Source organism: Gimesia aquarii (assembly GCF_007748175.1).
GTDB classification, from domain to species: domain Bacteria; phylum Planctomycetota; class Planctomycetia; order Planctomycetales; family Planctomycetaceae; genus Gimesia; species Gimesia aquarii_A.
The window spans coordinates 6327191-6348167 of record NZ_CP037422.1 but is presented as its reverse complement, the minus strand read 5'-3'; the positions used below and the strand labels follow the sequence as shown (position 1 = coordinate 6348167).

Sequence of the window (20977 nt, the reverse complement as noted above, 5' to 3'; positions counted from 1 at the left end):
ACAAGCAAATACAACCACTTACCCAGGTCGGTAACGCTTGACTTTGAGGAATTTACCGGCCACCCAAGGGCTTAGACACATATTGTTAGGTTTTTAGAGTCAAAATATCTTTATTGGTAGAGTTAATTCGCATATTAAGACGGATTGCTACTTTAGGAATGTTGGGAAATGTCAGACGATTTTGTATTGCAGAAAATCAGTGCTTTCAAGCGGGATAAATTAGGGTCGATTGAAAGTAACCGTGTACGTCGAGCGGGCCGAATTCCTGCTGTCGTCTATGGCCATGGTCAGGAGCCTGCCCATATTAGCGTCGAAGATACTGATTTGCAGAATCTCATCAAGAACCGTGAACGGGTTTTTGAAATTGATCTGGATGGTCAAGTCGAAGAAACAATGCTGAGGGACATCCAATGGGATACCTTCGGTAATCATATTTTGCATGTGGATCTAATGCGTATTAATGCTTCAGAACGTGTGACCGTCGAAGTTCAGGTTCGATTGCGAGGAACTTCGCCTGGAGTTACGTCTGGTGGTGTGCTGGAGCAGCCTTTGCACTCCCTGGAGTTGGACTGTTTGGCCCATAATATTCCGGACAACATTTCAATTCGTATCAACACACTGGAGATTGGTGATTCAATTCACATTAGTGATGTGGAGGTGCCTCGTGGGGCCAAACTACACCATCCCGAAGATCAGGTCGTAGTCCATGTGATTGCTCCTAAGGGAGAAGAGGAAGTCGTAGCGACAGAAGAAGAAACTCCCGAGGTAACAGCAGAATAGTAATTGGGAGAATAATAAATATAGCTTGAGTCAAATGTCTAACAGGTGGTGCTGTGAAAGTGGTCGTAGGGCTGGGAAACCCCGGTAAAAAATACGAGCGAACGCGCCACAATGTTGGTTTTGACGTTCTGTCTGAATTGGCGGGCTGGCATAACATATCCAGTTTCAAGAGTCAATTTGAGGCAGAGTTGGGTGAGTTTTCGTTTGCGGATGATAAAGTTTTACTGGTTGCACCGCAAACTTTTATGAATTTAAGTGGCCGCTGCGTTGCGGCTTTGGTAAAGTTTTTCAAACTACCTTCGACTGATTTAATGGTAGTTTGTGATGATATGAACTTACCAGTTGGACGGCTTCGCATGCGGGGAGCTGGTTCGGCCGGTGGTCAAAAAGGGTTACAAAACATCATTCAGAGCTTGAATACCCAGGATATTCCCCGTTTAAGAATCGGAGTGGGACGACCACCCGCGGGTTTTTCAGGCGCGGATTATGTATTGGGGCGTTTTTCACCTAATGAATCTGAGCTCATCACTCAGGCAGTACATTCTGCTGCAAGTGGGATTGAGTGTTGGGTTCAAAATGGACTTGAAATTGCCATGAATCAGGTGAACTCACCTGAATCATGATGTCCCGGTTTGATTTTCAACCGGCTGGTATAACTAATATAAAATAAGAATTTGATCGTCAATCTGGTCAGTAAGCGGGCCAAATTATTTCGGGAGAAAAGTCTTGTCTGTAGCAGAGAAAAAAGCGGTTATGGTCAATTATGAAGGAATGTTCCTGTTGGACAGTGGCAAGTTTGCTGCTGATCACGAAGGAACCATTTCCCACTTGATGGAAATTTTAGAAAAAGCAGGTGCAGAAGTCGTAGCTCACCGTCCCTGGCAGGATGGGAAGCTTGCCTATGAAATTGAAGGGCACATGAAAGGGCTGCACTATCTGGTTTATTTCAAAATGCCTGGCAGTGGGATGGATGTCATTACCCGTGCTTGCCATTTGAGCGATATTGTCATTCGTCAGTTGGTGATCAAACAGCCACTAACTTTGTTTGATGCGATGGTAGCCGCAATTGATCCTGCAACATCTGCTGAACCGCAACCGATTGAAGAAGTGAAAGAAGAAAAAGTTGATATTGATCTGGAAGCTCCCGATTATGATGCAATTGATGATGTCGACGAATAATAGTCATTGTCATTTCTTCTTTTTGCATCGTTTTTGAATATCGTTACTTTCAGAGAGTTCAAGCTCAGAACATTTTGTTTCAGGGAGGCCGGTGATGGCCAGTTTTAACAAAGTTATATTAGTCGGTAATTTAACACGAGATCCTCAGGTGCGCTACACACCAGGGGGAAGTGCGGTTGCTGAAGTTGGGCTTGCCGTCAATCGTAGTTGGTTTGATAAGAACTCCAATTCCCGCAAGGAAGAGACAACTTTCGTTGATGTCACGCTATGGGGGCGCACTGCAGAAGTTGCCAGTGAATATCTGACAAAGGGACGTTCTGTTCTAATTGAAGGTCGTTTACAACTTGACCAGTGGGATGATAAAGAGTCAGGTCAAAAACGTAGTAAGCTCAAAGTGGTTGGCGAGAATATGACGATGCTGGGAGGCCGAGGTGAATCTGGTGGTGGAGGCGGTGGCAGATCCGGTGGTGGACATGCTTCCGGAGGCAACACGCCTGCTCAAGGTGGTGCCGCCAACGCTGCTGATTCATTTTATGATGACGCACCCAGTGGTGGTGGAATGCCCGATGACGATGTTCCTTTCTAACGGGATGACATTCGAAAATCGGTCATTGAAAGCATATCACAGCTTGTTATTAAAAAAATTGTATAACTTGTATAACACAGTAAGTTACGGAAGTGATTGATAATGGTTCGCAAACGACGTAGTACCTCTGTTATTGGTAGTTCAAAATCATCTGTTGATGTTTTGTTAGCAGAAAAAGTCAATCACCTTGGCGATCAAGGTGATATTGTACGAGTGAAGCCAGGCTATGCTCGTAACTTTTTGTTGCCTTATGGTTTGGCGACAATTGCTACTGAACACAATGAGCGTATGGTCGTTCAGCATCAGAAACGACTGGCAGAACTGGAAAAAGATCGACTCAAATCCTTGAAAGCACTCGCAGAAAAACTGAGTAAGCACAGTGTGACAATGGAAGCAAATGCCAACGAAGATGGTCATCTCTATGGGTCCATCGTTGCCGTTGATATCAGTAAGTCCCTGAAAGAGGGGGGCTTTGATGTTGATGCGGAAGGTGTTCGTCTGGAAGGTCCTCTCAAGGAATTAGGGATGTACACTGTCAAATTGCAGTTACACGAAAAAGTAAAAACAGAGGTTAAGGTTTGGGTTGTGCCTGCTGCCGAGAAAAAATAAGCTCAGTTTGACTGGCTGATTAATGTCACTCTGATTTTCCTGAATAAGAGAGAGGTCCGGTATATTGCCGGGCCTCTTTTTGTTTTATATGATCGAGACAGCGGGGTAGAGTCTTTTCTCCGGTTGTTAAACAGTTCTACGACCTCGTTCACGCATCAAAACACCTACGAAGCCAGGGGATGGTTATGTCATTTGCCGGAAAAAAGAATTTTCGCGGCTCTAAACCGGAATCTGTCGAAGAGTTGTTCGGCAAAGTACCTCCTCAAAATCTGGATGCAGAAAAGGGAGTATTGGGCAGCATTCTTTTGGATAATATTGTGATTGACGATCTAGTTCAGATTGTCAAAGCCAATCACTTTTATAGCGAGAAGAATTCCCGAATTTATGCTGCCGTTTTACGATTACATGATTCTGGTGTTCGTGGGATTGACGCACTTACTGTCGCAGAAGAACTCGACTCGAAAGGCGAGCTCGAAGAAGCGGGTGGGGTTCTTTATTTACATGAAATTCTGGAAAGTGTTCCGCATGCGGCCCATGCAGAATATTATGCTAAAATTGTCAGGGACAAATCGGTCCAACGCACTCTGATTCATTCCTGCACGGAAATCATTCGAGAAAGTTATGCACCACAGGGAGACACACTGGATGTCTTAAATAAAGCAGAGCAGAGTATCTTCAGCATCTTGGAACAACAGGGGGAAGGTGATAAGCTCGAGATCAAAGATATCCTGATGGAAACCTTTGATCGAATTCATGAACGGTCACAAAAAGAAGGGATGCTTACCGGATTAACGACTGGTTTCATTGATCTTGATACGCAGATTAATGGATTCCAACCTTCTGAGTTGATCATTCTGGCGGCACGCCCCAGTATGGGAAAGACGGCGCTGGTTTGTAACATTGCAGAATCAGCGGCCGATGATGGCGGAGCTGCGACCATCATTTTCAGTCTGGAACAGTCCAAACTCGAACTCGCTGAACGATTTCTTTGTATTCGCTCGGGCGTGAATGGTCATTCTTTACGAGCTGGTGACCTGGAAGATGACGAGCGACATCGTTTGATTGAAGCTTCGTCCGAACTCAGCGAGTGCCCCTTGTTTATTGATGATAAACCAGGACGTACCATACAGGAAATCAGCGCGATCTGTCGCCGATTGAAACGACTCAATAACCTCGGTTTGATCATTATCGACTATTTACAATTGATCGAACCGGAAGATAAAGCGACGCCTCGCGAACAGCAGATTGCGCAGATTACCCGTCGACTCAAGGGGCTTTGTAAGGAATTGAATGTTCCGATCATCGCCTTAGCTCAGTTAAACCGTGGTGTGGAATTACGCGAAGACAAACGTCCTCGTCTGGCTGACCTGCGTGAGAGTGGTGCCATCGAACAGGATGCCGACTTGATTATGTTCCTGCACCGCCCGGACGCTTACGATCCCGAAGATCATCCCGGTCTGGCGGAAGTGATCGTCGCCAAGCACCGTAGTGGACCGACCGGCATTGTCAACTTAACCTGGATGAAAGAGTCGATGCGCTTTGGAAACTATTCCAATCTGGATGTTCCCGAAGGAGGCTACATGGGCGACGATGGCGGTGGATTCGGTTAATGCCGAGGTAGCTGAGAATTGAAAATCAAACGAGGAGCATATTCCAATTTGGTGAGCGGAGTAATTTCAGCAGTGAATACTCCATACTCCTATAGTCGCAGGCGCTTTCACGGCTGCTGTAGGAAGTTAATCATGTCAACCAATGCCCAGCCTTTTTGGTCATTGTCCAACAGCCAAAAACCTGATTGTCCTGTCTCGTTTCCGTTGGTTAGATTATTGGGATGGAATGATGGATTCTTTTCCCAATACCCGTTTGAGATTGTCGAACAGTTACGCGCGACATTAATATTCCCGTCGAAAACTTCAACCTCACCCAGCCCGCCACCTTTACCACGTATCTTGGTCACATCAATACGAACCTGATCGAATCGAACGTGGGGAGGCCGTAAAACTCGATTTGCCGGGGTATCGGGTTCCCATGGTATCTGAGCTTTTTGCCGCCAAACCGACTTACCTTTATAGAGGAGTGTCACAATACATTCAGTCGTACCACGATCTGAATAACTTCCGTTATGCTGATTCCAGATCACAATTTTGTCAGCTTCTATGATAATTTGTTGTAATTTTTTTTCTCGCCCAACACGTTCCTTGATTGGTAAACGAGGGCGTGCGTGTAAATACCAGTAGCGTCCTCGCAATTGATACGCTTTTCGGACGTTTCCCTTTTCTTGCGCCGCCAGTTTCCACCAGGCATCTGCTAATTGTGCCTGTTGAGCAGGAATGGTGGGACGCTTTAAATCAGCTAGGACTGTCTGACGAAGCGCAGGATTGCTGGACTTAGAAAGCAGCAGTAGGCCTTTTTTCCAATCAGCTTTTACTGCGCAGTAAAAATCCCCAACCTGTTTATACGCCTTAGGATCAATCGATTTCTTTTTCAGTGTTTCATATGACTGGCGAACTTTTGCAAACTCCCGTTTTTGCTGATTGACTTGTTTCATCGTTGATATAACTTCTTCTTGAAGCACTTTGTTTTTCTCTTTCACAGACTTGATTCGCAGGTTTGAGAGCAGCTTAAGCGCCTGGTCATAGTCGTCTCTGTCTAACGCCTTCCTCACTTCGGAAAACTCCAGTGGAACCTCAACATCGAAGGGATCTGATTGAGGAGGTTTTTGGGCGAAGATTCCTGATGGATAGAGACAAAGGATCGAAAAAAGTACGAGCATCATCACAAAAAACTGCAAAGTGGGACGCCGATTGATATCGTAAGATCTATTGTGGGGGATCATTAGTAATCTCAACTCTGAGGGGGGCAATAACAGACAAAGCGCACAACAGTTAATTATATTGTATGTTCTGACTCTTTGTCCATATTGTGGTTCATTGTCTAGTGCGATTTTCGAAAACTTATTGGGTCTACAGTAAGTATGGTTTTCGTTTTAGGGAGCTCTAGTGATCTCGATTCCGCTGATGAGAGACTTTCCTGTTATTGCCTGTAAGGTCATCGTCAAAGTGCCGTCAACCTTGATGTTTTCAATTTGACGAGTAATACCTGTCATCGAATGTTTCGCTTCTGCGATGATGTCGAAGTCACTCAGGACAGGCTGTCCTTGCAAAGAAATCGTCTGCTTTCGTTGTCCGGGTTGAATGTCGTCAACTTCGGCAAAGTAGAGCTTGACGGTATAAGTTCCTGGTTTGAGATCATGTAATGTCAGTTCCTGGAGTCCTTTCACTGTAGACGCGGCAACCCACGGCCATTCGTTGTCACCTTGCATCCAGTTTGTGTGCCGATAACGGTACTTGGGATTCTTTGGTTTTGTTTCGACTCTGATTTGGGGAGAGGGGCCGCCGATAGAAGGATAATCGAGCCAGAGCGTTCCAGCGCGTGTTTTCCGATCACCGGGTGCTCCGAAATTCAAGCCAATCCGCTGTATGGAGGCGGGTTTGATTTTGTCTTCACCCCACGATGACCACTGCTCAAAACTTTCAGGCATAGCCACCATAGACAAACCAGCGGGGAGTGGATAACTACAGGTACAACCTTCATAAAAATAAGGGACGTTCAGCAATCCACCCGAAGGAATAATGCTGTTGGAGCAACCACTACGCGGTCCACTGATAAAAACCGTTCCGCTTTCCAGTGTCTTGTCGTAGTAGGAAGCCGTTCCGCTTCTTAGTGTATAGAATAATCCATAATCGACTCCGCCATCACAGCCATACATTTTTGGGAATGCACGTGGTTCTTTCAGGCCCGTCAGCGGGTTGATGCGTTCTCCCGCGACTGGCGGGTCAGGGTGCAACATTGTCTTTTGGTGTGGTGCGTGATAGTAACTTGGCTGTGGCCCTGTTGGGTTCGCCGCCAGATTCTTGCGTAAAGTGGTTTGTTCTGATGGTTCAAGTACACGGCCAGTGTAGATATCAGAGAGAACAGAGCGGTTTAAAGGATAGTCGATAGACCAGTCACCCTTGACGCGTGTGGCATGCCAGTCTTTAGGACGAGATACCATTATTCCGTCAAAGAAATGGGGTTGTGGTGAGCGTTTGAAGTGCGCGAGCGTATCGTCAAACCAGAGTACGCCCAGCGGAAAACGGACGAGTGTATCTTTACAGTGTTCGTAGTTTCCTCTGTAATCGGCTGTGCCTGGCAAAGCGCCAACACGCCGTACCAGTGCCTGCTCCTCGAATTCGGATGGTTCTGTGTTTGTCAGTTCAAACTCGGAGAGTTCGAAATTACCCGGCTTGAGAGATTTTAGGTTAAGATCGTTAGTAATGCCGGTGTGATGCTTGATTCCCAATGCAGCAATTCCGCCAAATGGTCGGAGAGACTGCAGTATTAGGCTCCAGGATTTAGCGACTTGTTCTGGTGTTTCTGTCAGAATGACACGAGCCAGATAGGGAGGCAAGGTGACTTGCTTCGGATCACATTCGATGACCGCGGCGCGTGTTCCATAGAGTCCAGCTCTTTGTAGTTCACCACGAAGTTGATCGACTCGATCAGTGTGATGATCAAAGGCGATGACGTGATAGTTTGATTCTTTTAGCAGAGCCTTAACGAGCGAGCCATTTTTCAGTCCGACCACCAATGCGATTCCTTGAGGCCCAGCAGATTCCTGAATCAATGCTTTTACGAACCGGGTCGATTGTGGTGTTGTGGTCAGTGGAGTGACACTCTCTTGCCACTGTTTGACTGGTGTCGACTTCACTCCTTTCTGCTCTTCAAAACAGTAGAGTTTTCCGTTTCGCGTCGCGACAAAGAGCCGACCATCGGCAACGATCATTGAGTGGATTACTCCTTCAACGCCATCTAGTTTGTCGTCGAACTTCAAGGAACGGTCGCCAGCACGAATGACACGGCTAATACTTTCTTTGCCCAATCCCTTACGTACTTTATCTTCGTGCCGTTGGCTATTTACTACTTTGTCGAAGGCCAGTTTTCCACGCCGTATCGCTTTAGCGTCTTCAGGATCAAGAGCAGCAAACCAGCCCCCGGGAAAGCCTCCCTCATTGGGTAGCTTAAATTCAATTAATTCGCCTGTTTTCCGATTCAACCGCGCCGGGTATGCTGTTGAGCAGGGCACAATCAATTCATCGCCATTGATGATCAGATAGCCTTGCGGCGCCAGACCTCCAATCGCTTTCGTATTGTGTGGCTGTTGTCCGAACAGATATCCGAGTCGCTCGTTCCGCCAGATCACTTTGCCCGTTGCGATATCCATTGCATAGACGAAAACCCCCTCAAATGGCCAGACGCCTGCGGCGAAGTAGACAATACCCTCTGACACGACTGGCCCGCCGCGGACAGGCCACACCGAAATCAAACGTTGATTTCCAAGCAAACGCCGTTCGTTAGGTACTGCACGGTGTTTCCAACGTAACTTTCCCGTTGACAGTTCAACACAATAGAGAAAGCCATCGTCAGATCCAAAGCAGACGTAATTCTTCCAGACTGCAGGGGCGAATCGGACTGGCCCATTTGTATGATACACCCAGAGTTCACGGCCTGTCGCTGCTTCGTACGCCGTGACCGAATCGTTACGGGAAGACGCGATGAGCAGAACGCCATCAGCCACGATTGGTTCATAACCGGCATCAAATTGCAAACGTGCATTGTGAAACGCAGGCGTGATTTCTGGCAACTTTCGTACCCATTTCAGCGAGAGTGTTTCAGGCAGTGATTCCGTTGTTACCCCGGTTCGCCCCGCATTTTGACGCCACATCGGCCAGTCACTACTGTTGGCATTATCCAAGCCCATCATTAAAGCAATGACAAAGCACCATGATACGATCAGAGGATAAAAACGCTGGGATATGAGGTTGTGCATTGTTCAAATTGATTCTTATTGGAGTTGGATTTTATGAGAAATTCCAGTTTCGCGGCATCGCTTTGTTAGGGCGATTTGGGCACTTTTGATTCAGTACGCGAACGCCAAATTTTTATAGTTAAAACGATGCCACCCAGTACGCCAATAAGGTAACTGGCGCTATGTGCCCAAAGATCTGTGAGAAACGCAACATGTTTTGTAGCAGGCACTCTACTAAACATTGGCTCAACGAGGTGCACCACACCTTGACTTGCGAGAATGTACCCAGTGATGCCCGCGATAAAAGAGAAAATACCCATAAGAGCAAGTAATTTGAATATGTCAGGCATTATTTGAGACAATGTTAATTTTGATTTTTTACCGACTCTGGCAGAGGTTGCCAAAAGACAGCCAAGGATCAGTCCAACCCACCATGTTGCAATTATACCCCAGCCTAAGGCAAGAAGTGTAGGTGAAGTGGTATTGAAAATTATTGGGTGACCAATAGTGAAATACTCTAAGCAGATTCTAACTGTAAATTGATCGTGAATGATGCCGAATACGATTGCTGCAATGATGCTAAATAAAACTATTTTAAGTGCTTGCAACTACAGGAGCCCTATTAACTAAGAGGTAGCTGGATTCAGGTTCTGCTTATCGGAACTTATATTTTGTCCTATTTCTAAAGCGTGATTTTGTCTATGTGAAAAACAAGTTGTCATGTTACGGATAAGCGTTTTCTGACTGTCTTGCTGTTCCGTTATTGTTCTTCCTCAGAATCGTCGCCGACGGCCGTGGGTGCAAATCCGCGACGCATTGTGTTCTCGGTGACATTAACGGGAATCAGAAATTGGAGCAGGTAATCCGGTCCGCCTGTTTTGCTGCCGATACCTGACATTTTGAAACCGCCGAATGGATGCCGTTCGACCATTGCACCGGTGATGTTACGATTCAAATAAATGTTGCCGGCAACCAGATCACGTCTGGCCCTGTTCAGATTAGCCGGGCTGCGACTATAGATACCTGCCGTTAATGCATACGGGGTGTCGTTGGCAATCGAGATCGCTTCGTCCATATCGTCTGCTTTCATAACAGCCAGAACCGGTCCAAAAATTTCTTCTTGTGCAATCTGGCATGTGGAATCGACGTCTGTGAAAATATGAGGGCCGACATAATATCCTTCTTCGTTCAGTTCTGTTGCCTCACAGGCCAATGCCAGTGTTGCTTCCTCTTTCCCTGTTTCAATGTATTCAAGAATTCTCTGTTTGGCATCTTCGTCGATGACCGGTCCAACAATGGTTCCCGGTTCTTCAGCAGGGCCAATTTTCAGGCTCTTAGTGGCCTCCACCAGACGTTCTACAAATGTGTCATGAATCGATTCCAGGACGATGACTCGTGAGCAGGCAGAACATTTCTGACCTGCGTAATTAAATGCGGAATGCATCACACCGAGAACGGCTTCATCGAGATCGGCATCATCGTCAATAATGATCGCATTTTTTCCACCCATTTCGGCAATGACTCGTTTAACCATGTTCTGTCTAAGGTCTGTTTCTGATGCCGATTCGTTGATTGCCAGGCCTACATCACGCGAGCCGGTAAAGGTGATGAGTTCTACATCGGGACTGCCTACCAGTTCCGGACCGACTTCTTCACCGATCCCGGGGAGAAAATTAACAACGCCATCCGGAATACCCGATTCATGAATCAAATCCATGAGTTTCGCAGCAACGACTGATGATTGCTCTGCCGGCTTCATGACGACTGTGTTTCCAGTGACCAATGCGGCCGCGGTCATGCCTGTCAGAATCGCCAGTGGGAAGTTCCAGGGAGCAATCACGGCGACAGTTCCCCTGGGGCGATAGAAATAAGCGTTTTCTTCGCCGGGAACATTACAGTTCAGAGGCTCTGCCAGTCGACGCATTTGGTTGGCATAGTACATGCAAAAGTCAATGGCTTCTGCGACATCACCATCTGCTTCTTCCCACGGCTTACCACATTCGTAGACGATCCAGGCGGCCAGCTCGAAACGCCGTCGACGCATGTTGGCGGCGATCAGTTCGAGGTATTCAGACCGATACTGTGGCTCTGTTTTTGACCATGACGGAAAAGCACGACGGGCGGCATCAATGGCATCGATGGCATCATCGGCTGAGGCTGATGAGACCGTACCCACTGCTTCATCGTGGTGCGATGGGTTGCGAGACGTAATTGTGGTTTTGGTATCGATTGCACGACCATTAATTAACAGTGGGTATTCTTTTCCTAGCTGATCTGCGACAGTTTCCAGAGCTTCCTGCATTTGAGTGCGGGATTCTTCCAGGCTAAAATCAATAAGCGGTTCGTTTTGGAAACCGCTCGTTGTGTCGTCTGAAGCGTTCTTTTCAGAGGTTTGTTTGGCATGGTCGGAAGGATTCATCATCAAGGTCTCCAGATTGACGTGCTCACTAAAGCTTTGTCGAAGGAATGAGTCGTTGGACGTGTTTTCCAGCAAACGCCTGACCAGATAGGCCATGCCGGGTATTAATTCACCGAAAGGAGTATAAATACGAACGCGATGGCCCATTTCTGCAAAGACCTGGGCCTGTTCTTTCCCCATGCCATACAGCATTTGGATTTCATAAGCGGAAGGGGGAATATCCAGTTCATGGGCAACGGCGATGGCGTGGGCCAGGCTCCGCATATTATGGCTACCAAAAGCAGGACGTAACCACTGGTAGTTTTCCAGCAGTATCTGAGTCAGTTTTTCAAAATTGGCATCGGATTCCCATTTTTCCTGATACACGGGAATCGGCCAGCCATGATATTGGGATGTGATGGTTTCATAATCCCAGTATGCTCCTTTGACGAGTCGAATCCAGATCGGGGTTTTACGTTTTTTAGTCCATTTTAAGAGGTCCTTCAGATCCTTTTCGGCCTCGGGTTGATACGCCTGAATCACAATGCCCACATTGTCGAAATCGCGGAATTCCTTTTCCATCAGAGTCTGTTTAAAAATCTCCAGGGTCAGTGGCTTATAAGAATTCTGCTCCATGTCGACATGCAGATAAGCATCATGCTGCATGGCACAACGCAGTAACCGTTTTAAGCGAGGTTGCACTGCAGCCATTGTGCCCACAGGATCGGTTGGTTTGAATTGACTGCATAAGGCCGATAATTTAATCGAAACATTGGTTCTTGGCAGGTGTCCCTGGTTATCCCAGTCGAGTTGTACGTTTTCCGACCATTTTTTGACACGCGGGGAGAGTCCCTTGATCAGATCAAGATAAGCTTGCAGGTAGGACTCAGCCTCTTTCTCACTGATCACCGCTTCGCCGAGCAGATCGAGCGTGAACGCGAAATTCTCGCTTCTGAGTCGATCAACAGTATGATGAACTTGTTCCACAGTTGAACCGGCAATGAAGCGGCTGGCCATACGTCTGGCATTGGAGCGGGCATTCAAAGCCAGGGCACGACCCAAAACAGAATTTGGCTGTGATAATTCAAGCCCAATGCGAGCCGCCCAGGGAAGATGCTTGCGAACATCTTCAAAATATTCCTGCAGGTGGCTGACGATCGACTCGTGAGAACGGAGCATCGGCAGGACATCCACGAAGCGGAACATTTGCACTTTGACTGATTCATCCGCCATTGCCCAGGAAAGAATTCGATCATCCCACCAGCGTTTTTCAAACATGGTTGGTTCGCGACGTTCCAGCAGCCCCCAAATCTGTTGGCCAAGCTCCTGTGTTCGCTGCTCAAATTTTTGATTCAGGCTTGAAGATGCTTTTTTTCGTGCCACTTATATAACCTGCCTCAGAGTGCAGTCTGCACTTTGTTCTTGTGCGGTTTCGATTTTATTTGAGACCACTGGACAAGGGATAATAATACATCGGAGGACTTTGATTACTGACGTCCTGTCAGTAATTTTACGCTGGCACTCCTGAGAGTGTTGGATTTGGCCTCTTGAATAGGGTCCGGTGGAAGCCTATTCTTCCCTAAAATTTGTTAGTTGGGAAGCAGGTTAACAAATCCCAATAGGTGAGGTAAGTGCTGCGGGGAATGCAATCAGAACTTTTCTCGTCTCATCAGCGGGGGTGACAAGACTTGTCAGTACGTGAAGAGGCTTTATTCTTAAGGAAATTATAAAATTAGGAAATCCGGTGGTTGTTCGTCTTTGGTTGCATTGATGTTATATCACTCGTGGTTGATAATAGAGCTTCTGTGAATCGCGATCAATGATCTGAGATTCACATGTAATAGGGAAGACGACTAAGACAATTTGGAGAGGGACGAACCTGCTATGCGTGATTTTGACTATGAAGCCCCCACTTCATTGGCTGATGCTGTCGGCTTATTAGCCAAAAATAATGGGAATGCCCGTCCATTGGCGGGAGGGACCGACCTGATCGATCATGTGCGAACGGGCAGGCTGTCTGCCGATCTGATTGTCGATTTGAAAAAAATCCCGGAATTGATGGCACTCGAACTCAATGAGCAAGGTCTGCGATTGGGAGCCGCGGTTCCCTGTTATCAGATTTACGGACATCCGGGGATTGTAGAAAAATATTCAGCTATTACCGATAGTAGCAACATTATTGGTGGCATGCAGATTCAAAACCGGGCCAGTGTGGGTGGTAATCTGGCGAATGCAGGCGCGGCCGCCGATTCAACACCCGCTTTGATTGCCTTGGAAGCAATAGTTGTGATTGCAGGTCCTGACGGGACGCGCGAAATCCCCGTCGATGAGTTTTGTACGGGGCCTGGCCAAAACGTGTTAGAGCAAGGTGAGATTATTGTGGAATTGCGTTTTCCACCTCGCCCATCACATAGCGGGTCGCATTACCGTCGGTTCATCCCTCGAAATGAGATGGATATTGCGGTTGTGGGTGTCGCCGCTTCAGTTGTTTTGGATGAGAGCGGCGAGAATTTTGTTTCAGTTCGCATTGGACTGGGCGCTGTCGCTGCAAAACCATTTTATGCTCAGGAAGCCAGCGAGATTTTAGCTGGTCAGCCTGTGAATGATGAATCAATTCAAAAAGCAGCCGCGGCCGCACGAGCTGTGATTCATCCCATAACTGATATGCGAGGAACAGAAGAGTTTCGGAATCATGTAACGGGAGTGCTAACCGAACGTGTAATCAAAAAGGCGGTAGAGCGTGCTCGCGGTTGATGCCCGATGTTATTTTTTATCGAAGCATCTAAAATCTCAAACAAATAAATGATAATCAGAATTTTAAATAAGGACTTTTCGATGGCGAAGAAACGGATCGTAACCGCGACTATTAATGGCCGCGAAGAGGAGTTCCTCTGCCAGCCCAGGCAGACTTTACTCGAAGTATTGCGCGACACATTAAATCTGACCGGTGCCAAAGAAGGTTGTTCGAATGGGAACTGTGGTGCCTGTTCTGTCGTCATTGACGGCCGCGCAGTCAATAGCTGTATGATCCTGGCAATGGAAGCCGAAGGAGCCGAGATTGAGACGATCGAAGGCTTGGCTCCTGGCGATGGTCTGGATCCTTTGCAGGAAGCCTTTCTGGAAAATGCCGCGTTACAGTGTGGCATCTGTACTCCTGGGTATATTATGGCAGCCAAAGCATTTCTGGATGAGAATCCTAGTCCGACCGAAGAAGAGATTCGTTTTGCGATGGCAGGGAATTTGTGTCGTTGCACCGGATATGACAAAATTGTGCGTGCAATTCAACAAGCTGCGGAAACAAGGGCGGAACAATCTGCCTCATGTGAGAAGGAGACTGTCTAATGGCGACCATTGATGAAACCAAAGCAGCAGAGGGAAGTGACGAAACTCCTAAATATAAAGTAATCGGAACACGCCCCATTCGTCATGATGGAGCCGACAAAGTGACAGGGCGTGCCTTGTATGGGGCGGATATTAAAGTCAAAGGTATGATTTACGGGGCGATTCTCCGTAGTCCTCATGCGCATGCCAATATTAAGTCGATTGATACTTCGAAAGCTAAAGCGCTACCTGGAGTGCGTGCTGTGATTACCAGTGCGGACTTGCCAGAGCCTGGCGATAAAATTGCGGAACTGGGAGAAGGATCTGTTGTTCTAAATCATCTCAGCAGTAACAACCTGGCACGCACCAAAGTACTTTACAAGGGGCATTCTATCGCCGCGGTCGCCGCGGATAACATTCATATCGCGCAGGAAGCAGCCAATCTGATCGAAGTGGAATATGAAATCTTGCCTCCCGTCCTGGATGTGCTGAAAGCAATGTCCGATGAAGCACCGGTATTGAATCCGGATGTACGAACGGAAGAAGCCGCTACTGGTGAAAAAGGGGATAAACACACTAATATCGCTAAACATTTTCTGTTTGAGAAAGGTGATATTGAAAAAGGATTTGCTGATGCGAAGTACGTTGTTGAGAGAGAATTCAACACGTCAACCGTGCATCAGGGGTATATCGAACCGCACGTGGCGACGGCACTGTGGAACAATGATGGCCAGATCACTGTCTGGACTTCGACCCAGGGCACGTTTTCAGTTCGTCAACAGGTGGCAGAATTATTAGACGTTCCACTGGCACGCGTCAAAGTTGTTCCTGCCGAAATTGGGGGCGGCTTTGGTGGCAAGATCTCCGTTTATTTGGCGCCAGTTGCCGCTACGTTGTCTCGCATTGCGGGGGCACCCGTTCAAGTTGTGATGGACCGAACTGACGTACTACAGGCAACCGGACCGACTCCCGGTTCCCACATCAAAATTAAGATGGGCGTGGATGCCGATGGTCATATTACCGCCGCTGATGCCTGGCTGGCGTATGAAGCGGGGGCTTATCCAGGTTCTCCAATTGGAGCAGGGGCGATGTGTGTTTTCTCCTGCTATGATGTACCAAACGGGAGAGTGGAAGGTTTCGATGTTTGTGTCAACAAGCCGCGTACGAATGCATACCGCGCACCAGGTGCCACCAATGCTGCGTTTGCCACCGAAACAGTGGTGGAGGAGCTTTGTGAAAAACTTGGAATGGCCCCCGTCGATTTCCGCCTGCTGAATGCTTCCAAAGAAGGCACGCGTCGTGTTGACGGAGTCACCTATCCCCGTATTGGACTAGTTGAAACGTTAGAAGCGATTAAAGAAAGTGATCACTTCAAAAGCCCGTTGGAAGGCCAACATCGGGGACGAGGAATCGCTTCCGGTTTCTGGTTTAACGCAGGCCTGAAATCAGCAGTGACTGCAACGGTGAACTCTGACGGTTCCGTTTCACTTCTGGAGGGTTCAACGGACATCGGAGGCTCACGGACTGCGATTGCCATGCAGTTTGCAGAAACATTGGGAATTGCTGCTGAGGACATCAAACCAGCTGTGGTTGATACCGACAGTGTGGGTTACACCGATGTCACAGGTGGAAGTCGCGTGACGTATGCAACAGGCTGGGCTGCTTACGAAGCCGGCAAAGATTTACAACGTCAGATTGTCGCTCGTGCAGCAGATCTGTGGGAAGTTGATCCTGACCAGGTTTCCTATGAGGATGGTTATGTCCTGGGGCCGGACAAGAAAGTTTCCTTTAAAGAGATCGCCGTCGAACTCAGTGCAGTAGGAGAGCCATTGGTAGGACGTGGTGTTTCCAATCATAACGAGCCCGGTGGTGCTTTTGGTACCCATGTTGTTGATGTCGAAGTGGACCCCGATACCGGAAAAGTAGATATTTTGCGGTACACTGCAGCACAGGACTGTGGGACCGCGATTCATCCTGCATACGTCGAAGGGCAGATTCAGGGCGGGGCGGTTCAGGGAATTGGTTGGGGGCTCAATGAAGAATACTGGTATGACGAGGATGGCAGTATGCGGAACGCGAACTTCCTCGATTACCGTATCCCCACTTGTTACGATTTACCGATGATTGACACGATTATTGTGGAAGTTCCTAATCCCGGCCATCCGTTTGGAGTACGCGGAGTCGGAGAAGTTCCCATTGTGCCACCACCGGCTGCACTTGCGGCTGCCATTTATGATGCTGTCGGAGTACGCATGGATGAGCTACCGATGTCGCCTCCGCGTGTACTGCATGAACTCTTGAAGAAGCAAAAGGAATCTTGATCAGGAGTAGCATCGAGAATGCCGCGTTTATTCATTCCACCGTTGCTGAGATCTTACTGTGGAGGAAAGGAAGAAATGATTGTGGAGGGAACCACGGTTCTGGAAGCGGTACAGTCTCTGGACAACGAGTACCCAGGGGTAATGGAGCGACTTTGCCCTGAGGGGAAACTCAGGGCGGGGACTTCGGTGACCGTCGACCAAAATGTGACGCCCCGCGGTTTGTCGCAGAAAGTTTCTTCCGAAAGTGAAATACACTTCCTGCCCGCCATTGGTGGTGGTTGAAATTATTTTGTTTTTTCTATGATTATCAATCGTTTGCTTTTTAGCTTTCAGTTCTATTCATCAATCTCATCGCTGGTATCTAACGAAAATAATTATGTCTCAATCCAAACCAACTTCGTGGATAAATACTAGAGAGATCTTCTTAGTAGCCTGTTTGGTGTTCGTAGCCATTGGCTTGCTGATTTATCTTACGGGGCATAATACCCAAAGTCAGGCAGTCGAAGAACTGGTCCAAGCAGTGGAATCCTTCAACGTACCTGAAACGGAAAAAGCTCTCAAAAAAGTAAAATTAAATGAGGTAACGGAACTGGCAGTCCCACGGCTCATCGAATTACTTGATTCGAATCCCAAAACCGTTTATGCGCCGACTCTCAGTCTGGCTTTTACTGAGCTTGGATCTGATTCCATTTCAGGCTTGGTTGAAAAAGTACAGCCTGCGGAAGAGACCAAGACAAGAACTCAAGCTATGTATATGTTGAGTAAAATCGCACCTGGTCATGAAAATCAACAGGTGGCACAGGCTTTAATTCAAGCCTTGAATGACGAGGATAAGAACGTCAGATTTTCTGCGGCACAGGCAATTGCCCACATAGATACTACAAAAGCAGCGGAAACACTTCCGATCTTAGTCGAATTATTGAAAGATCCTAGTGGAAGTATACGCGCAGAATCAATCTATCATATTGGGCTATTTGGTAAGCGCGCGGAAGCAGTGCTTCCGAAAGTGCTACTGGCATTGAAAGACCCGGTCGCTACCGTTCGAGTGATTGCTGCCAAATCGATATGTAAGGTAGGAACGCCCGACAAAAGAGTCATTGACGCTCTCTCAGAAATGTTATTTGATGAGAGTCTTAGCTGTCAAAGTGAGGCAGCATTGGCGCTGGGACAATTGGGATCTCAATCAGAACCAGCGGTTCCCGCAATACTCGATGCTTTAAAATTGCTTAATAATCCAGACAGACATAGTAAGCGCCAGCAGGAATTAACTCGTAGTTCGATGGTGAATGCGCTGGGAGCGATCGGTTCTGCGAAACCGGAAGTCATTCAGACGCTGATTGATACGCTGAATGAAAAAAAATATGGAATTTCTCGTGTTGCTGCAGCAACATCATTGAAAAATTTGGGACCGAAGGCGATTAAAGCGGTACCCGTTCTGGTGAAGATCATAGATGAATCAAAAGAGGAGTTAAAAGGCCATTCTGAAATAAGCCCGGCAGCAAAATTACAAATGGAATTACAACTCGATCACAGATTAAGCTCAGAAGCAGCAATTGCTCTCAGGGAAATTGATCTGGAAACGTTTGAACGAGTCTGCGACGAATCATCTTCTGAAGCACAATGATTTAAGATAGATAGTAAACTCAATAAGGAGTGAACTTGGTAGCCATATTAGTTCATCATCCGGATGTTTGCTCTGATGCCAATAGCTCGTGGACAACCTCGACCAGTTCTTCGATCTGATAGGGCTTGGCGATAAAGCGATCAACGCCTCGTTCCATGGCGAGTTCTCTATATTTCGGTTCCGTATTTCCCGTGACCATCACAATTCGGGGGGCGCGGGGCTTCTTGTCTGTCATGCTTTCAAGGACTGCGAAACCGCTACGACGGGGCATTACAAGGTCTAGCAGCACCAGATCCGGGGCGTCTCGCTCAATTTTCATGACTCCTTCATTACCATCATGGGCCGTCAAAACTTCATATCCAGCAGCTTCCATTGCAAATTGGAGCGGTTCAATCAGCCCTTCATCATCGTCAATGATTAAAATTCGTTTCTGAGGAGATATGTTCATTAGCCTGGCATAAATTCTTCACATGACCCGCACTGGAGAAGTGTGCAAATGGAATTATATCAGCTAAGGCATCGAAAATCCAATTATTAAGATCATCCTGGCGCATAACGCTCCCCAAACGGCAATCTGTTCGATAAAATGGCCCGGTGCGCGCGTTGTGCGTACTGTTTTTTGATTCCCAGTTGAATCAATATCGAGTGTTTTTTCTTATTTTTTCCTTTCATTTCAACCAGCAGGATAGTTTTGTGTCAGCGACGTCGGTAATTGGATTACAGTGGGGCGATGAGGCCAAGGGCAAAATTGTAGATTTACTTTCAGAGCAGCACGAAATCGTGGTTCGCTATCTGGGAGGCAATAATGCAGGTCATACCGTCAAGTTTGACGGAAAAACATATAAACTCTCACTGTTGCCAGCAGGTGTTCTCAACCCCAATGTCACCTCTGTGATTACAGGTGGGGTCGTGATCAATCCGAAAGCATTTCTGAAAGAGATGGAGTCAATCTGCGATCAGAATGGTCCGATTGAGCCAAGTCGGCTTTTGATCAGCGATCGTGCGCACGTGATTTTTCCTTATCACATGCAGGAAGAGGTTGTTTTCGAAGAAAGTCGCAAAGAGAAGGCCATCGGGACTACGATGCGGGGAATTGGTACCTGCTATCGCGATAAAGCCGGTCGCACACATGCCATTCGCATGGGAGATTTAATTCGACCCGAATTTTTCCGCAGTCGACTGGAAGAGATCGTCGCTTACAAGAATAATATCTTTCAGGCACTCGATCCTGATGCAGAACCTGTGAGTGTTGATGCGATCTACGAGGAATATTCAGAATATGCGAAAATCCTGAAACCTCATGTCGTGGATACGAATGCCTACCTTTTAAAAGCGGTCGCAGAACAGCGGAAAATTTTGTTTGAAGGGGCACAGGGAAGCTTGCTTGATATCGATCATGGGACGTTTCCATATGTCACGTCATCCAATAGTTCCGGGTGTGGTATTCATAATGGAAGTGGTGTCTCGGAACGCTATATTGAGAAGATGATTGGTGTTGTTAAGGCATATACTACACGTGTTGGTGGTGGACCTTTCGTCACGGAACTTCATGACAGTGTAGGGCAACGGATTCGCGATGTAGGCAATGAGTATGGTACGGTTACCGGTCGCCCACGTCGATGTGGGTGGTTTGATGCCGTCGCGACCCGTTATGGAGCCAATATCAGTGGTGTCGATTGCATCGCCGTCATGTTGCTCGATGTTTTAAGTGGGCTGGAAGAGTTAAAAGTCTGTGAAGCCTACGAAGTCAATGGTCAACAGGTGACTGATTTTCCCAGTCATATTCTCGATCTGGAGCAGGCGAAACCCATTTACCGCACGATTCCCGGGTGGCAGGAAGACATTACCGGCATTCGTAAGATGGAAGATTTGCCCGAAAATGCGATTGCTTATATCAAAGCGGTTGAAGAAATCATTGGCAAGCCGGTTGAGATTGTCTCTGTTGGTCCTGATCGTGAGCAGACCATTTTGTTGAAGTAGTCTGTTCTTGATCGAAATCGAGGATGAATTGTGAATAAAGCGCGTCTGCGTAGCAATCTCAGCTTTTCTTCAAAGGTACTTCTGAAATTTCTTTCTTACTGACGGATTTTCATCTCTTGGTAGGAAGTGACTTTCAGATAGAATCCTGGCGCAGGTTTTGTGTGTTATCTTCAAGGCTGAGAACTCCTCTATCTGTGTGTTCTTTGTGCATGGAGATGAGATGTTTCTAAAGTCATTCACAGTCGTTTCATGATTTCGTTTATTCTCTTGATAGGCGTGAATGAGTCAAGCATTGTTTCATGTGTGAAAGGACTCTGAAGCCGATTTGAAG

Annotated in this window: 17 protein-coding genes; 12 read left to right on the top strand and 5 right to left on the bottom strand. The window is 47.2% G+C overall.

The genetic code is table 11. The features are described from left to right. The first annotated feature begins 168 nt into the window (after positions 1 to 168). The 6 genes from V202x_RS24010 to dnaB all read left to right on the top strand — a co-directional run bounded on the left by V202x_RS24010 (position 169) and on the right by dnaB (position 4764). Positions 169 to 780: a 50S ribosomal protein L25 gene (locus V202x_RS24010; protein WP_145179339.1), complete on the top strand. Its 612-nt coding sequence runs from the start codon at positions 169 to 171 to the stop codon at positions 778 to 780. Between the two features lie 53 nt (positions 781 to 833). Next, positions 834 to 1403 carry an aminoacyl-tRNA hydrolase gene (gene pth / locus V202x_RS24005; protein ID WP_145179338.1) on the top strand — a complete coding sequence of 190 codons (570 nt, stop codon included), beginning with the start codon at positions 834 to 836 and terminating at the stop codon, positions 1401 to 1403. Positions 1404 to 1506: 103 nt separating this feature from the next. Beyond that, complete coding sequence (gene rpsF, locus V202x_RS24000; RefSeq protein ID WP_232098677.1) at positions 1507 to 1959, top strand: 30S ribosomal protein S6; 453 nt, start codon at positions 1507 to 1509, stop codon at positions 1957 to 1959. Positions 1960 to 2053: 94 nt separating this feature from the next. Then, the gene (ssb, locus tag V202x_RS23995; protein ID WP_145179337.1) at positions 2054 to 2545 is read left to right on the top strand and encodes a single-stranded DNA-binding protein; all 492 of its coding nucleotides are present in this window, start codon (positions 2054 to 2056) and stop codon (positions 2543 to 2545) included. A gap of 102 nt (positions 2546 to 2647) precedes the next feature. Then, on the top strand, positions 2648 to 3154 hold the full coding sequence (gene rplI / locus V202x_RS23990) for a 50S ribosomal protein L9 (protein ID WP_145179336.1): 507 nt from the start codon (positions 2648 to 2650) through the stop codon (positions 3152 to 3154). A 185-nt stretch (positions 3155 to 3339) separates the two neighbouring features. Continuing rightward, the gene (gene dnaB / locus V202x_RS23985) at positions 3340 to 4764 is read left to right on the top strand and encodes a replicative DNA helicase (RefSeq protein WP_145179335.1); all 1425 of its coding nucleotides are present in this window, start codon (positions 3340 to 3342) and stop codon (positions 4762 to 4764) included. Positions 4765 to 4871: 107 nt separating this feature from the next. Here the strand turns inward: dnaB and V202x_RS23980 are convergent, their stop codons facing one another. The 4 genes from V202x_RS23980 to pruA all read right to left on the bottom strand — a co-directional run bounded on the left by V202x_RS23980 (position 4872) and on the right by pruA (position 12783). After that, entirely contained in the window at positions 4872 to 5990 is a 1119-nt protein-coding gene (locus V202x_RS23980; protein WP_145179334.1) for a hypothetical protein, read from the bottom strand. A gap of 150 nt (positions 5991 to 6140) precedes the next feature. Next, a complete protein-coding gene (locus tag V202x_RS23975; protein ID WP_145179333.1) occupies positions 6141 to 9023 on the bottom strand; it encodes a PQQ-binding-like beta-propeller repeat protein in 2883 nt (960 codons plus the stop codon). Between the two features lie 65 nt (positions 9024 to 9088). Next, positions 9089 to 9610, bottom strand: coding sequence for a hypothetical protein (locus tag V202x_RS23970; RefSeq protein WP_145179332.1), 522 nt, complete (start codon positions 9608 to 9610; stop codon positions 9089 to 9091). A 152-nt stretch (positions 9611 to 9762) separates the two neighbouring features. Continuing rightward, positions 9763 to 12783, bottom strand: coding sequence for an L-glutamate gamma-semialdehyde dehydrogenase (gene pruA, locus V202x_RS23965; protein ID WP_145179331.1), 3021 nt, complete (start codon positions 12781 to 12783; stop codon positions 9763 to 9765). 501 nt (positions 12784 to 13284) lie between these two features. On the opposite strand from pruA, the gene V202x_RS23960 reads away from it, so the two are divergent. The 5 genes from V202x_RS23960 to V202x_RS23940 all read left to right on the top strand — a co-directional run bounded on the left by V202x_RS23960 (position 13285) and on the right by V202x_RS23940 (position 18666). Continuing rightward, on the top strand, positions 13285 to 14154 hold the full coding sequence (locus V202x_RS23960) for an FAD binding domain-containing protein (protein ID WP_145179330.1): 870 nt from the start codon (positions 13285 to 13287) through the stop codon (positions 14152 to 14154). 81 nt (positions 14155 to 14235) lie between these two features. After that, positions 14236 to 14742 carry a (2Fe-2S)-binding protein gene (locus V202x_RS23955; protein WP_145179329.1) on the top strand — a complete coding sequence of 169 codons (507 nt, stop codon included), beginning with the start codon at positions 14236 to 14238 and terminating at the stop codon, positions 14740 to 14742. Beyond that, on the top strand, positions 14742 to 17042 hold the full coding sequence (locus V202x_RS23950; protein WP_145179328.1) for a xanthine dehydrogenase family protein molybdopterin-binding subunit: 2301 nt from the start codon (positions 14742 to 14744) through the stop codon (positions 17040 to 17042). The genes V202x_RS23955 and V202x_RS23950 overlap by 1 nt, the downstream gene beginning before the upstream one ends. 18 nt (positions 17043 to 17060) lie before the next feature. After that, the gene (locus V202x_RS23945; RefSeq protein WP_145179327.1) at positions 17061 to 17324 is read left to right on the top strand and encodes a MoaD/ThiS family protein; all 264 of its coding nucleotides are present in this window, start codon (positions 17061 to 17063) and stop codon (positions 17322 to 17324) included. A 94-nt stretch (positions 17325 to 17418) separates the two neighbouring features. Then, entirely contained in the window at positions 17419 to 18666 is a 1248-nt protein-coding gene (locus V202x_RS23940) for a HEAT repeat domain-containing protein (RefSeq protein WP_145179326.1), read from the top strand. Between the two features lie 55 nt (positions 18667 to 18721). Here V202x_RS23940 and V202x_RS23935 read toward each other — a convergent pair whose 3' ends face one another. After that, a complete protein-coding gene (locus V202x_RS23935) occupies positions 18722 to 19114 on the bottom strand; it encodes a response regulator transcription factor (protein ID WP_145179325.1) in 393 nt (130 codons plus the stop codon). Positions 19115 to 19359: 245 nt separating this feature from the next. Here V202x_RS23935 and V202x_RS23930 point away from each other — a divergent pair, with 245 nt between their 5' ends. Further along, positions 19360 to 20646 carry an adenylosuccinate synthase gene (locus tag V202x_RS23930; RefSeq protein ID WP_144987941.1) on the top strand — a complete coding sequence of 429 codons (1287 nt, stop codon included), beginning with the start codon at positions 19360 to 19362 and terminating at the stop codon, positions 20644 to 20646. The last annotated feature ends 331 nt before the right edge of the window (positions 20647 to 20977 follow it).

Excerpts from the sequence above, each read along its gene's own strand:
- V202x_RS24010 (WP_145179339.1), top strand. The coding sequence starts at position 169 with ATGTCAGACGATTTTGTATTGCAGAAAATCAGTGCTTTCAAGCGGGAT.
- ssb (WP_145179337.1), top strand. The coding sequence starts at position 2,054 with ATGGCCAGTTTTAACAAAGTTATATTAGTCGGTAATTTAACACGAGAT.
- rplI (WP_145179336.1), top strand. The coding sequence starts at position 2,648 with ATGGTTCGCAAACGACGTAGTACCTCTGTTATTGGTAGTTCAAAATCA.
- dnaB (WP_145179335.1), top strand. The coding sequence starts at position 3,340 with ATGTCATTTGCCGGAAAAAAGAATTTTCGCGGCTCTAAACCGGAATCT.
- V202x_RS23980 (WP_145179334.1), bottom strand. The coding sequence starts at position 5,990 with ATGATCCCCCACAATAGATCTTACGATATCAATCGGCGTCCCACTTTG.
- V202x_RS23975 (WP_145179333.1), bottom strand. The coding sequence starts at position 9,023 with ATGCACAACCTCATATCCCAGCGTTTTTATCCTCTGATCGTATCATGG.
- V202x_RS23960 (WP_145179330.1), top strand. The coding sequence starts at position 13,285 with ATGCGTGATTTTGACTATGAAGCCCCCACTTCATTGGCTGATGCTGTC.
- V202x_RS23955 (WP_145179329.1), top strand. The coding sequence starts at position 14,236 with ATGGCGAAGAAACGGATCGTAACCGCGACTATTAATGGCCGCGAAGAG.
- V202x_RS23950 (WP_145179328.1), top strand. The coding sequence starts at position 14,742 with ATGGCGACCATTGATGAAACCAAAGCAGCAGAGGGAAGTGACGAAACT.
- V202x_RS23945 (WP_145179327.1), top strand. The coding sequence starts at position 17,061 with ATGCCGCGTTTATTCATTCCACCGTTGCTGAGATCTTACTGTGGAGGA.
- V202x_RS23940 (WP_145179326.1), top strand. The coding sequence starts at position 17,419 with ATGTCTCAATCCAAACCAACTTCGTGGATAAATACTAGAGAGATCTTC.
- V202x_RS23935 (WP_145179325.1), bottom strand. The coding sequence starts at position 19,114 with ATGAACATATCTCCTCAGAAACGAATTTTAATCATTGACGATGATGAA.